Source organism: Stakelama portus (assembly GCF_003171655.1).
Lineage (GTDB): Bacteria > Pseudomonadota > Alphaproteobacteria > Sphingomonadales > Sphingomonadaceae > Sphingomonas > Sphingomonas portus.
This window is the reverse complement of sequence record NZ_QFZL01000002.1, coordinates 1-13,243: the sequence shown is the minus strand read 5'-3', so window position 1 is coordinate 13,243 and position 13,243 is coordinate 1. Positions and strand designations below refer to the sequence as shown.

General features: G+C 62.0%; 11 protein-coding genes. 6 read left to right on the top strand and 5 right to left on the bottom strand.

Annotation, left to right across the window (positions count from 1 at the left end; translation table 11 throughout):
- Window positions 1-68: 68 nt before the first annotated feature.
- From DKB74_RS05475 to DKB74_RS05465, 3 genes are all read right to left on the bottom strand, one after another.
- Window positions 69-1,199 carry an acyl-CoA dehydrogenase family protein gene (locus DKB74_RS05475; RefSeq protein ID WP_109807644.1) on the bottom strand — a complete coding sequence of 377 codons (1,131 nt, stop codon included), beginning with the start codon at window positions 1,197-1,199 and terminating at the stop codon, window positions 69-71.
- A 176-nt stretch (window positions 1,200-1,375) separates the two neighbouring features.
- Window positions 1,376-2,668 (bottom strand): acyl-CoA dehydrogenase family protein, encoded by a 1,293-nt coding sequence (locus tag DKB74_RS05470; protein WP_109807157.1) that lies wholly within the window; start codon window positions 2,666-2,668, stop codon window positions 1,376-1,378.
- 260 nt (window positions 2,669-2,928) lie between these two features.
- Window positions 2,929-4,269, bottom strand: a complete 1,341-nt coding sequence (locus DKB74_RS05465) for a homogentisate 1,2-dioxygenase (RefSeq protein WP_161956804.1) — start codon at window positions 4,267-4,269, stop codon at window positions 2,929-2,931.
- 270 nt (window positions 4,270-4,539) lie between these two features.
- On the opposite strand from DKB74_RS05465, the gene DKB74_RS05460 reads away from it, so the two are divergent.
- Window positions 4,540-5,715 (top strand): alpha/beta hydrolase family protein, encoded by a 1,176-nt coding sequence (locus tag DKB74_RS05460; protein WP_109807155.1) that lies wholly within the window; start codon window positions 4,540-4,542, stop codon window positions 5,713-5,715.
- A 50-nt stretch (window positions 5,716-5,765) separates the two neighbouring features.
- Here DKB74_RS05460 and DKB74_RS05455 read toward each other — a convergent pair whose 3' ends face one another.
- Window positions 5,766-6,053 carry a DUF1330 domain-containing protein gene (locus DKB74_RS05455; protein ID WP_109807154.1) on the bottom strand — a complete coding sequence of 96 codons (288 nt, stop codon included), beginning with the start codon at window positions 6,051-6,053 and terminating at the stop codon, window positions 5,766-5,768.
- A gap of 159 nt (window positions 6,054-6,212) precedes the next feature.
- On the opposite strand from DKB74_RS05455, the gene DKB74_RS05450 reads away from it, so the two are divergent.
- Both DKB74_RS05450 and DKB74_RS05445 read left to right on the top strand, forming a co-directional pair.
- A complete protein-coding gene (locus DKB74_RS05450) occupies window positions 6,213-6,722 on the top strand; it encodes a redoxin domain-containing protein (RefSeq protein ID WP_161956803.1) in 510 nt (169 codons plus the stop codon).
- 69 nt (window positions 6,723-6,791) lie between these two features.
- Entirely contained in the window at window positions 6,792-8,312 is a 1,521-nt protein-coding gene (locus tag DKB74_RS05445) for a class I adenylate-forming enzyme family protein (RefSeq protein WP_109807152.1), read from the top strand.
- Window positions 8,313-8,331: 19 nt separating this feature from the next.
- Here the strand turns inward: DKB74_RS05445 and DKB74_RS05440 are convergent, their stop codons facing one another.
- Window positions 8,332-9,186, bottom strand: coding sequence for a MaoC/PaaZ C-terminal domain-containing protein (locus tag DKB74_RS05440; protein ID WP_161956802.1), 855 nt, complete (start codon window positions 9,184-9,186; stop codon window positions 8,332-8,334).
- A gap of 312 nt (window positions 9,187-9,498) precedes the next feature.
- On the opposite strand from DKB74_RS05440, the gene DKB74_RS05435 reads away from it, so the two are divergent.
- The 3 genes from DKB74_RS05435 to metK form a co-directional block, all read left to right on the top strand.
- Complete coding sequence (locus DKB74_RS05435; RefSeq protein WP_109807150.1) at window positions 9,499-10,554, top strand: PLP-dependent cysteine synthase family protein; 1,056 nt, start codon at window positions 9,499-9,501, stop codon at window positions 10,552-10,554.
- 449 nt (window positions 10,555-11,003) lie between these two features.
- Window positions 11,004-12,212, top strand: a complete 1,209-nt coding sequence (locus tag DKB74_RS05430) for a hypothetical protein (protein ID WP_109807149.1) — start codon at window positions 11,004-11,006, stop codon at window positions 12,210-12,212.
- A gap of 48 nt (window positions 12,213-12,260) precedes the next feature.
- The coding region (gene metK / locus DKB74_RS05425; RefSeq protein ID WP_109807148.1) for a methionine adenosyltransferase at window positions 12,261-13,243 on the top strand (983 nt) is incomplete at its 3' end.

Genomic DNA, 13,243 nt, shown 5'->3' with positions numbered 1-13,243 from the left:
GTCACTCAAGTCCATGCCGAACGTCCCGAAAGCGGCCGTTCGATGAAGTTGGAATGTGTCGAAGCGCCCTAGTCGAGGTTGCGCGAGATGATGAGCTTCTGGATGTGGCTCGTGCCTTCGTAGATCGTGCAAACCCTGGCATCGCGATAATAGCGCTCGACCGGGAAGTCGCTCAGATAGCCATAGCCACCATGGATCTGCAGCGCTTCCGAGCAGACCTTCTCGGCCATTTCGCTTGCGAAGAGTTTCGCGATGGACGCTTCCTTAGCGCAGGGCAGGCCGGCCTCGTGCAGGCGCGCGGCGTGGATGTAATATTGCCTCGCAACATCGACCTGCGCCGCCATTTCGGCGAGTGTGAAGGCGATGGCCTGCTGTTCGATGATCGGCTTGCCCGCAACCTCGCGTTCGCGCGCATAATGTACCGCAGCGTCCAGAGCGGCTCTGGCAATACCGACCGACTGCGCCGCGATCGAGATGCGGCCATCGGAAAGCCCCGACATCGCGATGCCGTAGCCTCCATCGACCTCGCCCAGAACGTTCGCCATGGGCACGCGCAGCTCGTCTAGCTGGATCTGCGCCACGTGGGCGGTGTGCTGGCCCAGCTTGTCCTCTATGCGGCTGACGACATAACCCTCGGCAGGCGGCTCGACCAGGAACGTGGTGAAGCCGCGCTTGCCCGCATCGGGATTGGTGCGCGCAAAGACGATCGCCAGCCCGGCCTCGCTGCCGTTCGAGATGAATTGCTTCGTCCCATTGAGCACGAAATCGTCACGGTCGCGGCGGGCGGTGGTGCGGATCGCCGAGGTGTCCGACCCGGCTTGCGGTTCGGTCATCAGGAAGGCGCCGATTTTCTCGCCCGCCGCCATGGCCGGAAGAAGCCGTTCCTTCTGCTCGGCATTGCCATGTTTCGCGACGATATGCGTTGCGCCCAGGCTGTGGACATGGACGATCGTGCTGATCCCGGCATCCGCAGCGGCGATCTCTTCGATCGCTAGGCAATAGGCGAGAAATCCCGTGTCCGACCCGCCAAATTCCTCGGGCACGGTCATCCCCATGAAGCCCTGCGCGGCAAGCGTTGCGAGTTCGTCGGTCGGCCATGCCGATGTGCGATCGCGCTCGGCAGCGGTGGGAGCAAGAACCTCGCTGGCGATCTTTCGCGCCAGATCGCGGATCATGCATTGCTGGTCGGACAACATCATTTGACGTTCCATTGAAGTTGGTTCGGTTGCGATGGCCGGGCGGATCGCCAGCCCCTTTCAACCGAGAGGCTGGATGCGGCTGGCTATGATCGAGGCGGCAAGGTGCCGCCCCGAAATCCATCCCACCCTATCCGAACGGTGCGCGCGTCAGGCTTCGCGCGCTGGTCGGCGTTGCCTCAATGCTCTTCGAGCAACCGACCGGCAAAATCGCGATGGATCTGATCGAACCGCGTATTGAAGCCGTGCGAGCGGGCGGTCGACAGGTCGCGGTAAATCCGTTGCCACCGTTGACCGTTGAAGATCGCTGTCGTTCCGGCCACGCGGTACAGCAACTGCATGGCTTCCCAGCACATTTCCATCACCTCGCCGCATATCACGTTCGACGTGATCTCAAGCGTCATGTCCGGTGTCAGGCGGCCTTGCATGTTGAGCCGGGCGTCCTCGGTCCATTTTTCGCAAGCAATCGCGTAAGCCGCCTCTGCCGTCGCGATCTTGGCCGCGGCGGAGCCATACCAGCGCTGAAAATCAGGATTTTCCGCTTTCAGTGTGATCGGCGGCACCGGGACCGTCTTCTTCTTCATGAACATGGTGCACTCGTCCAGCGCTCCCTTGACCATGCCGAGGGTCAGCGCCGTGGGTTCGAGCAACCAGAGGCTCAATGTGCCGCCATAATAGAGTGGATTGTCGAAATCGGGGCCTCCCTGGCCCTTCGGCGGCAATCGATGCGTGATGATCATCGCATCTTCGTTCACATAGGAAGCGGGAATGTGGGCGTCCTTGAATTCGAGACTGTGCGATCCGCTACCCTTCAATCCGAGCGAGCCTCCCCAGTCATCGAGCATCGTCCATTCGCTGCGCGGTGCGACGAAGGTGATGACGCCGATCTCGCTGCCGTCGGCTTCGAAGCCCATGGTGTGGCTCATGAAGTGCGATGAGTAGGGCGCGCCGGAGCAGAAATTGAACACCCCGTTCAATATCCAGTCTCCATTGGGCTGGCGGTGCGCTTCGCCTTGCGGGCGGGTGGTCATCGCGCAGATGAAGGGCTCGTCGAGATCGAAGATTTCCTTCTGGGCGTCCTCGTCGATCATGCCGCACAGCGTCACCGCGTGCGCCGAGCCAAGGCAGAACTGCCACGCGGTCGACGGGCAACCGATCGCGATCTCCTGAACGACACGGTAATAGGTCATAACATCGAGATCGAGGCCGCCGAACTTCTTCGGCATCAATATGCGGTAAAAGCCCGCTTCCTTGAACGCTTCATGCGTTTCCGGCCCGTAATAGGTGCGCTCTTCGGTCTCTGCCTGACGGGCGATGAGATCGGGAATCATGGCGCGAGCACGTTTGACGATTTCCTCGCGCACGTCCTCGCTATCCGAGGTCGCCAAAGGTTGCATTATTGCGGGTTTGCTCGACATTTGTTTTTCCGCCTGACTGAAGTTGAACCACGGCAACCTGCCGAAATTCGACATTGTCGATTCCCGCAGAGCACCTCTCTCCTAAGATTTAATAGGGTAATAAAATAAAATTGTACGGTCAATCCCCGGGTGGAGCGCAGTTCCGCGGCTTGCAGCGCCCATTGGGCATGGTTTTCCGCTTGCCCCGGGCGGGTTTCACTGTGCCGGAATCGCTCCCGATCCTGCGATGATTGCGCTGATGGCGATCCTTGCGGCTTGCCCGGCATCGACCCCGCTGGCCGATGCCGGAAACGCACGCACGGGGCGCCTGGCGATCAGCCCTCGGGAAAGCGTTTGACGTAGCCGCTCAGCCCCGCGTTGATGTCGCGAATGCGCTCTTTCATATCCATCGCGGCCTGCGTGAATTCGAGCGGATAGCGGGTCTCGACCAGAATCGAGATGAGGTTTTCGACCTTGTGCGGATCGAGGTTTTCGGCCGCGCGGACCGCTTCGAACGCCTTGGCGTCGGGCCCGTGGGGGGTCCAGTTGTTGGTCACGCCGATGCTGCCATTCAGATCCATGCCATTGATCTCTGGCAGGCCGCACACGATGCTGCTGATTTCGGCTACGGTGTTGCGGTGGAAACCGGGCAGGTGCAGCGTCTTGTCGCCAACGATCCAGCGCGGCGGGAGGATCATGAAGTCGGCGTTGCAGCCGCTCATGTCGTGCGCGGGGGAGGTGAGCGCGCAGAAGATCGACGGATCGGGATGGTCGACGGTCGACGTGCTCATCGCGACGAACTTGCGCATGTCGTACTTGAACGGCGTAAGGCTGCCGCGCCAGGCGACCACATCGAAGGGCGAGTGATCCAGATCGACCGTCCAGTGCTTGCCGGCAAGCTTGTGGATCAACTGGGTCTGGACTCCCTTATCCTCGAAGCTGGCGACCGGGGCCTGGAAGTCGATCTGGTTGGCGAGGCCGTTCGAGCCGATGAGGCCCAGATCGGGCAGCACCCAGGGATGGCCATAGTTTTCGTAGATCAGGCCGCGCGCAAAGGCGCCCATCAGCTCGACGCGGAATTTCACCCCGCGCGGCATCAGCACGAACTCGCAAGGGCCCGCTTCGATCACGCCGAATTCGGTCACGATGCGAAGATCGCCCTGTTGCGGGACGATGAGCATTTCCCCGTCCGCATTGCTGAAAACGCGGTTCTCCATCGACCTGGTCGCGCGGTAGAAATGAACCGCGATGCCTTCGTGAACATTGGGCGAGCCGCAGCCCATCAAGGTCGTGATGCCTTCGAGGAAGTCGGCGTTCACGCCCTCGTCCTTGCGCTGGAGCCAGCGCATGCGGTTCGGCAACGGCGGCACGTCGAGCGGCGGGGTGCGGAAATCGGCGCCGCCGTCCCACGGCTGGTAATCCATGCTGAACACCGACGGACGAATGCGGAAGGTGTAGCTGCGCCGGTTCAGGTGTCGCGGCGTGTAGAAAGCCGTGCCCGAAACGAGTTCGCTATAAAGGCCGTGGGGCGCTTTCTGCGGGCTGTTCTGGCCTTGCGGGAGCGCGCCGGCCACCGCCTCGGTCTCGAACTCATTGCCGAAGCCAACCTGATACTTCAGCGCGCCGCGCGCTTCTCCGGTGGCCGCAAATTGTTTGGCATCCGCAATGTCGTTCATGTGCTTGATCCTCTCGCGCATACTGGCCTCGACAGGGCCGGTTCAGCCGTATTTATCGGCTTGAATCGTTATCATCAATTTATAGGGCTGGCAAATGTTTTGCCATGGTGTAAGCCAAGGGAAAGCCGCTGAGCGAACCGCTGCAAGGTGGTGAAGCCTGACGTCCGTAGTGGCGGGCAGTGGCGCGTGTTGAACGAAAAGAGTCCCCAGCGTTGCCGGCGAAATTGCGCCTGAGCAGCGACTTGCGGACCGGACCGAGAGGATTGGCCGATGGCACAAAAAGAACAATTCGAAATCGATCGTACGCTGATAAGCCTGGCGTATAACGACAGCCTGGCCACGCGCGACGTTTATGGTTTCCGCAGTTCGGCCGGCAACGTACAACTCGACGGGTTCCTGTTCCGCCCGATCGGAAAGCCGTCCAAGACGCTGATCATCTACATGCATCCGGCATCGACGGTGCACCACCTGCCCCTGCCGATGGAGCTGGTGCGGATGGGCTATCATGTCCTGTGCGCAGGCAGCCGTTACAACCGCAACGAATCCGCGCTGATCATGGAAAACGTCGTGCGCGACTATGCCGTCTATGTGCACCATATGAAGGAGCGGATGGGCTATGAGAAGATCGTGGTCGCCGGATGGTCCGGCGGCGGATCGCTCACTGCGTTCTACCAGGCGATGGCCGAAAAGCCGACCATCACCCAGACGCCCGCAGGCGATCCGGTCGACCTTACCGGGATGATCCCGGGCGACGCGATGATTTTCCACGCCGCGCACCTGTCCCGCGCGGAAATCCTGCGCGACTTTATCGACCCGTCGGTGGTCGATGAGCACAACCCGGCGATCCGCGATGTCGAACTCGATCTTTACGATCCGCGCAACCCCAACAAGCCGCCCTACAGCGCGGATTACCTCGAGCATTTCCGCCAGAGCCAGCTCGCGCGGATGCGCCGCCGCACGGCGCTGGCCAGGGAAACGCTGGAGCTGATCCGGACCGGCACGACCGACGAGATCGAGCGCTGCATGCTGACCCACCGCACGCTTGCCAACCCGCTGTTCCTCGACGCGACCATCGACCCGAACGACCGGCGCATCAACTGGTGCTTCATGGGCGATCCCAAGACCGCGAACAGCAGCCCGGCCGGGGTGGGGCGCTTTTCGAATACCCGTGCATGGCTGTCGCAATGGTCGTTCGATGACACCAATGCCCATGCCGAAATTCACGCGCCGAACATCTCGGTCCCGATGCTGGCGATCGAGAATTCCGCCGACGATGCAATCCCGGGGACGCACACGAAGCGGTTCTTCAACGCCTATGCCGGCGAGGACAAAACATACAAGCTCATGAAGGGCGCCAACCACTATTACGTCGATCAGCCGCAGGAATTGGCGGACGCGATCGACCTGATCCACGGCTGGCTCGATGCGCGGGGCTTCGTGGACTGACATCGGGATGCGGCGTCTCGCAATTCTCCCTTGCGAGACGCCGCTACAAATCAGACGCCTTCGGTGATGAAGGCGCGATAGTCTGCGCCGAGGTGGCGGTGCTTGCGGGCCTCGGTATATTCCGGGGAATCGTACCAGGCCCTGGCCGCTGCCATGCTCGGAAAGGCGAAGATCACCGCGCCTTCGATCGGCGCGCCTTCCAGCGTTTCGCATTTCCCATAGGCGGCCAGACGATCGAATTCATGGCCGGCAAGGCTCGCCCGGGCAGGCGGCGCATAGGCCTCCATGTCCGACGCGTTTCGCGTCCGCTCGCGGGTAAAAACGATGTAGGCGGTCATCGGCAATATCTCCCTTTTGATTTGGGCCCTGACGCGTATCGCGATCTTGACAGGGGGGATAATTACTATGAGGATCGCCGCCATAAAAAGACAAGCAATTTACAGGATGAGGTGTCTTTGTGATCGGTCGACAATGTGCCGCGGTCAGGGAATGGTCGCGTGCTTAAGCCCGGGCAACAGGTTCCGAAACTGGCGTTTCCGCTGGTAACAGGTGGCTCATGGTCGCTCGATCAGGGCACCGGCGCATCGCTCCGTCTGATCTCGTTCTACCGGGGCGCCTTTTGCGGGTTCTGCACTCGCTTCATGCAACAGCTCAACGGGCTGCATGGCGAATTCGCGGAGCTCGGCATCGACCTCGCCGGGGTCAGCGTCGACCCGGAGGAGGTCGCGAAGGCCTGGGCCAAGGATAACGGGATCGACAAGATCGCGATCGGCTATGGCTTGACGCGGCAGCAGATCGAAGCCTGCGGCCTGTTCGCCTCGCACTTCACCCGCGATGGGAAAGAGCTGTATTTCGGCGAGCCTGCGCTGTGGCTGGTCCGGCCCGATGGCGCGCTGTTCCTTACCATCCAGAGCTCTGTCTCCTGCGGCCGTCCCGATCTGGAATCGCTGCTGACCGGTCTCAAACTGCTGGCGGATCAGGGCTTTCCCACCCGCGGAAATGCCTGACACGCGCGTTCTGCCATTCGGGCGATCGCTGCCAGCCTGACGCGCCTTTCCCCAACAAGGACTCCACGCATGAACATTGCAGTCCTGCTGAAGAACTCGGCCCGTTCCTTTGCAGGCCGCCCCGCAATATCCCTCGGGACGGAGCTTTACGCGACCTATGGCGAGTTCGGCGAACGCGCGGCCCGGCTCGCAGCGGCATTCGGGGCACAGGGCCTCGCCAGGGGCGACCGGGTCGGCATCGCGATGGGCAACGCGCCCGAATATCTCGAGATCATGTTCGGCATCTGGCACGCCGGCCTGTGCGCGGTGCCGATGAACGCCAAGCTGCACCCGCGCGAGATCAGCTATGCACTGACAAATTCGGGCGCGCGCTGGTTCTTCACCTCGGATGACCTGGCGGGCAAACTCGCTTCGTTGACGGACGATGTGCCTTCGCTGGAGCGGATCGTGATCGCCGGCAGCGATGAGTATCGCGCGCTGTTCGATACGCCGCCGATGGAGATGGCGGATGCCGAAGACCTCGACCCGGCATGGATATTCTACACCAGCGGCACCACGGGCCGGCCCAAGGGCGCGACCCTGACCCATCGTTCGCTGCGCGGTATGATGCTGCGCTATCTCTCCGACGTGGACAGCCTGACCGAGTATGACTGCATGCTCCATGTCGCGCCGCTGTCGCACGCTTCGGGCCTTGAATCGCTGCCGCACATCGCAAAGGCATCGCATCATGTGATCCCGAAAAGCGGCGGCTTCGATGCGGCGGAAATCGCCGATCTGACCCACCATTACGAGAATATGATGTTCTTCGCGGTGCCGACGATCGTGGGGCGGCTGGTCAATGATCCGGCCTTCGCCAACGCCAATCTCGATGCGATCAAGACGATCTTCTACGGCGGCGCGCCGATGTATTTCGAGGATCTGAAGCTCGCGCTGGCGAAGTTCGGTCCCAAGCTGGTCGGCGGCTACGGGCAGGGCGAAGCGCCCTGTGCGATCTCCGTTCTGCCCAAACACCTGCACGCGAATGTCGACAATCCGCGCTACGAGGAGCAGCTCTCGTCGGTCGGCACGGCCTTTACCGGCACCGAGTTCCGGATCGTCGACGAAGACGGCAAGGATCTTCCCGCCGGCGAAATCGGCGAGATCGTGGTGCGCAGCGATGTCTGTATGGCAGGCTATTGGGAAAACCCCGAAGCGACCGCCAAGGCGCTGCGCGACGGCTGGCTCTACACCGGCGATGTCGGTTGCGTCAGCGAGGACGGCTATCTCTCGCTCAAGGATCGCTCCAAGGACCTGATCATCTCGGGCGGGATGAACATCTACCCGCGCGAGATCGAAGAGGTGCTGCTCCTCCATCCCGCCGTTTTCGAGGTGTCGGTGGTCGGGCGTCCGCATCCCGAATGGGGTGAAGACGTGGTCGCCTTCATCGTAGCCAAGCCGGAGCAGTCGGTGGAGCGCGATGAACTCGACCAGATCTGCCTCGACAACATCGCGCGCTTCAAGCGGCCGAAGGACTATTTCTTCATCGAAGAGCTTCCCAAGAGCGACTATGGGAAGATCCTGAAGCGCGAACTGCGCAAGCGCTTCGAGTGAGCGGGGCCGGGGCGCGTGGTCAGGTGACCACCGCTTCGCAGCGGTCCAGCACGGGTGCATCCCCTTCGTTGACGGCCACCGCGCGGAACTGGATCTTGCCCGGCGCCTCGCCCCAGAATTCGAACCGCAGCACGTCGCCGGGCATCACCGGGCGGGTAAACCGCACCGCCATCGACACGAGCCGCGCCGCATCAAGATCGCAGAACTGCCGCAACAGCGCATAGCCCGCCATGCCCTTGGTCGCGAGGCCGTGGAGCAGCGGGCGGTGCAGGCCCGCTGCGCTTGCCACGGCAGGGTCGATGTGGATCGGGTGCAGGTCGCCCGACAGGCGGTACAGCAGCGGCTGTATCTCGCTAGTCGCGAGTTCGAGCGTGGCGTCGGGACTGCGCTCGGGGACTTGTTCCAAGGGAGGCGGTGCCTCGCCCCAGTCGCCGCATCCGCCATCTGCGCGCGCGATCACCGAGGTGATCAGGGTGGCAAGCGGTTCGCCCTCTTCCGCCAGCGCAATGTCGGTCTGATACTGCACCATCGCCCCGCGCGGGCCGAGATCGCGCAGGCCCGTCACGCGGTTGGTCGAAACCGTGGAGGCCGCCGGGGGCAGTGGGCGGTGCAGCGTCATGCGATGTTCGGCATGGAGCATCTTCACCCAGTCGATCTCGACGCGCGGATCCTTCATCCACAGACCCGGAAAGCCCAGAACATTGGCAAATGTCGGCGCCGTGATCAGCGATTTTTCATAGAGGTAGCGAAGGTGGCGCGGATCGAGAGGCTGTGTCGCGTAACCGGTCGCCAGCGCATAGAGGATGACATCGCGCTCCGAATAGGTCTGCTCGATATCCTCGAAGCGATAAGCGATCACCTCGTCTGCATTCATGGTCAGGCTTTCTGGTTTCGTGCCCGACCGGCCGGCATGCTGCTTCATCGATCGGGCCGGGGCTCGGGGCGATGATATTAATAGGGATATTATACAACGCAACCGATCCCGCGCACGGAACCCGTCGTGGACTCCACGCCATTTCCTTGTCGTCCTGTCGCTTTGCCGCTTGAGGCCGTGGGCCAGCCTTTCCGCCGACGCTTTCCGTGCACTTGACCATCCGGCGCGCGTTTCCCACAGCGGCACTTCGATCCTTTCACATGTATCGCATGGATTTGCCGGCGCCTCTGCGCAAATCCCCTGGGAGTCCGAATGAGCAACGCACGCGACTGGTTGAACGAAGCGATCCGCAAGATCGAGGCGGATTTCAACCGTTCGGCGGATACGCATCTGATCCGCATGGAGCTCGATCGCTTTCCGGACATCACGCTGTATCTCAAGGACGAAAGCAGCCACCCGACCGGCAGCCTCAAACACCGGCTGGCGCGCTCGCTGTTTCTCTATGCGCTGTGCAATCAGTGGATCGGCCCGGATACGTGCGTGATCGAATCCTCTTCGGGTTCGACGGCGGTCAGCGAAGCCTATTTCGCCAAGATGCTCGGCCTGCGTTTCATCGCGGTGGTTCCCGCGACGACGGCCGCGCCGAAGCTGGAGGCGATCCGGTTTCAGGGCGGCGAGATTCACAAGGTGGACGATCCGCGCACCGTCTATCAGGCCGCGCAACAGCTCGCTGCCGAAACCGGCGGCCATTATCTCGACCAGTTCACTTATGCCGAGCGTGCGACCGATTGGCGCGGCAACAACAACATCGCCGAAAGCATCTTCGCGCAGATGGCGAAGGAAGAGCATCCGGTTCCCGAATGGATCGTCTGCGGCGCAGGGACGGGCGGCACTTCGGCGACGATCGGGCGCTATATCCGCTATCGTCGGCTCGCAACGCGGCTATGCGTCGCCGATCCGGTCGATTCGATCTTCCATCGCCACTTTCACGATCGCGCGATGACGGCACTGCCGCCGGGCGCCTGCTCGTGCATCGAAGGGATCGGTCGCGCGCGCGTCGAGCCCAGCTTCGTGCCGGGCGTGGTCGATGACATGATCGCGGTCGAGGATGCCGACAGCATCGGCGCGATGCGGGCGCTGTCGGACGTGCTGGGGCGGCGCGTCGGCGGATCGACGGGCACCAATTTGTGGGCCTGCGCGCAGTTCATCGAACAGATGGCACAGGCGGGGCAGGGCGGCAGCATCGTCACCTTGCTGTGCGACGAAGGCGATCGGTACAGCGAAACCTATTATGACGATGCGTGGCTGACCGAACGCGGTATCGCGTGGCAGGCGCCCGCGCGCCGTATCGCCGAACTGCTCGGCTGACCCGGCGCGGAATATCCGAACGCGATCCAGTCGATCGAGCCTGTGCCCACGCATCGAATGGGGGGCGGAACGGTGCGCCTTCCCCTTTTATAACGGCCAATATTGCTGAATTTTCAGGTGCATAGGCTGGCGCTTTAGCGTGTCTTGCGCGCGGCCGGTGTCGAAGCATCGTCGGCGTCCCACGATTTTGGCATCAAAAAGCCGGGGAGATTTCCTCCCAGCGGCGATTCGTCTCTGATTACGATCCGAAACCACGCATTTTCGCCGTCGCTGCGGTGGGACGATGCCCACGATCAGAATTGGGCACGAATGTGGTTTACCCGATCCGCGTTTCCCAGAACCCTTAGACCATCAATTCAAGTGGATGCTTCGATCCTTCCCCGGATCATGCGGTCTTCGGATCGCCACAACAAAACAAACGGGGCGGGAAATTCTGAAAGGAAACCGGAATGGCGGTGGCTGAAAAAACGGTCATTGAATCCAGCGATATCAAGGGCGCGGATACCAAGGGCGGAGTCGAGAAAGAGGAGCAGAACTTCCGCTTCTACGACAATCGTCAGAAATATCTGATGTTCGTGAACACCTGTTCGGAAAAATGGATGGTTGCCGACCGGGTGGCGCAGGAACTGGAATATCTGACACCGCAGCCCCCGGCGGTACGTTTCTTCGACGCCGGGATGGGCGACGGCACGGTGCTGTCGCGGGTCATGCGGGCCATGCACCATCGCTTCCCGCGCTTTCCCTTCCTGATTGCGGGCAAGGAGATCAGCCTGGAGGATGTCCGGCTGACGCTCGACAAGATGCCCGACCGGCTGTTCGAACATGCCGAAACCGTGATGGCGATCACCAACATCTCCTATTCCGAAGCGCCCTGGCTCGTCCCGAACAAGCCCGAAGCGCGCGAGCGGATGGTGTGGAAAACGGTCGCGCTCAAGGGTTCGACCACTGCAGAATTCGAACGGCAGATCCTCGAACTTCAGCCTTTCCTTGCCGAACATTGGAAGACGAAAGTCTCCGAAAAGACCGGCAGCCTGATTCCCGAAACCCCGACCACGCTGATCCTCTATCGCGAGGATTGCGCCTTCATGCTCGATGACGTGATCCCGCGCCGCGAAGCACCGGTGGCGGATTATGATCTGGTGCTCGCCAGCCAGCCGTTCCGGCTGCGCGCGAAAACCGAATTCAAGGCGAAGCGCGTGCTGGCGCCGCTCGCCCGCAGCCTGCGTCCCGGCGGGCGCCTGCTCGGCATCCATTCGGCGGGGAATGATCCGGGGCTTGAGATCATCCAGCGCGTCTGGCCGGCCGAAGATCCCTTCACCACGTCGCGCCGAGACCTGCTCGAAGCGACGCGGGGAGCGATGGGGCCGGATGGCGAAAACTATCGGTTCGACAGCCTGCCCAACGCGCAGGCGCTGTTCCGCTACGAAATGCACACGCTGCCCGACGAGATCGACGCGGATACCGGGACGATCGGCACCTCGACATTGCTCGCGGCGTGGAATGCCGCGACCTATGTGGCGCAGATCGAGGATGAGCGGCTCGCCGACGCGATGTCGAACTCGAACTATCTCGAAGCGACGCGCGCTGTGCTGCGCAAGAATGGCGAGCTTTGGTTCAACGACGAAAGCTACGTCATTTCCCGCAACGCCGCGCAATAGCGCGCCCGGGCAAAACCATTTTCAATTCTGCGAGGAGGGGAACGCGACATGACGCGTGACGGCTATCTTTTCACGTCCGAATCGGTTTCTGAAGGCCATCCTGACAAGGTGTCGGATCAGATATCCGATGCGATTGTCGACCTGTTTCTGTCGAAGGATCCGGAGGCGCGGATCGCGTGCGAGACGCTGACGACGACGCAGTTCGTGGCGCTGGCGGGCGAGATCCGCTGCAAGGGCGTGTATGAGGACGGGCAATGGGCACCGGGCGCGCTTGAGGAGATCGAAAAGACCGTCCGCGATACGGTGAAGGCGATCGGCTATGAGCAGGACGGCTTTCACTGGGAAACGCTGACCTTCGAAAACCGCCTGCACGGCCAGTCGGCGCATATCGCCCAGGGCGTCGATGCCGCGGGCAACAAGGACGAAGGCGCGGGCGATCAGGGCATCATGTTCGGCTATGCGATCGACGACACGCCGGACCTGATGCCGGCGACGCTCTATTACAGCCACCAGATTCTCGAGCGGATGGCGGCCGACCGCCATTCGGGCGCGGCACCGTTCCTTGAGCCCGATGCCAAGAGCCAGGTGACGCTGCGCTATCGCGACGGCAAGCCGGTGGCGTGCACGGCGGTGGTGGTCTCGACGCAGCATGGCAAGGGCTATGACGCTGGCGAGAAGGAGGCCGAGCTCAAATCCTATGTGAAGCAGGTGATCGCCGATGTGATCCCGGCCGAACTGCTGTCGGATGCGACCGAATATCACATCAACCCGACCGGCAGCTTCGAAATCGGCGGTCCGGACGGCGATGCGGGGCTTACCGGGCGCAAGATCATCGTCGACACCTATGGCGGCGCGGCCCCGCATGGCGGTGGCGCGTTCAGCGGCAAGGATCCGACCAAGGTCGATCGTTCGGCGGCGTATATCACGCGCTATCTTGCCAAGAACATCGTTGCCGCCGGCCTTGCCAAGCGCTGCACGATCCAGCTTGCCTATGCGATCGGCGTCAGCAAGCCCTTGTCGCTCTATGTCGA

Bases quoted from the DNA above. Each gene is read 5' to 3' on its own strand.
- DKB74_RS05430 (WP_109807149.1), top strand. From the start codon at position 11,004: ATGGCGGTGGCTGAAAAAACGGTCATTGAATCCAGCGATATCAAGGGC.
- DKB74_RS05435 (WP_109807150.1), top strand. From the start codon at position 9,499: ATGAGCAACGCACGCGACTGGTTGAACGAAGCGATCCGCAAGATCGAG.
- DKB74_RS05475 (WP_109807644.1), bottom strand. From the start codon at position 1,199: ATGATGTTGTCCGACCAGCAATGCATGATCCGCGATCTGGCGCGAAAG.
- DKB74_RS05470 (WP_109807157.1), bottom strand. From the start codon at position 2,668: ATGTCGAATTTCGGCAGGTTGCCGTGGTTCAACTTCAGTCAGGCGGAA.
- DKB74_RS05455 (WP_109807154.1), bottom strand. From the start codon at position 6,053: ATGACCGCCTACATCGTTTTTACCCGCGAGCGGACGCGAAACGCGTCG.
- DKB74_RS05440 (WP_161956802.1), bottom strand. From the start codon at position 9,186: ATGAATGCAGACGAGGTGATCGCTTATCGCTTCGAGGATATCGAGCAG.
- DKB74_RS05460 (WP_109807155.1), top strand. From the start codon at position 4,540: ATGGCACAAAAAGAACAATTCGAAATCGATCGTACGCTGATAAGCCTG.
- DKB74_RS05445 (WP_109807152.1), top strand. From the start codon at position 6,792: ATGAACATTGCAGTCCTGCTGAAGAACTCGGCCCGTTCCTTTGCAGGC.
- DKB74_RS05465 (WP_161956804.1), bottom strand. From the start codon at position 4,269: ATGAACGACATTGCGGATGCCAAACAATTTGCGGCCACCGGAGAAGCG.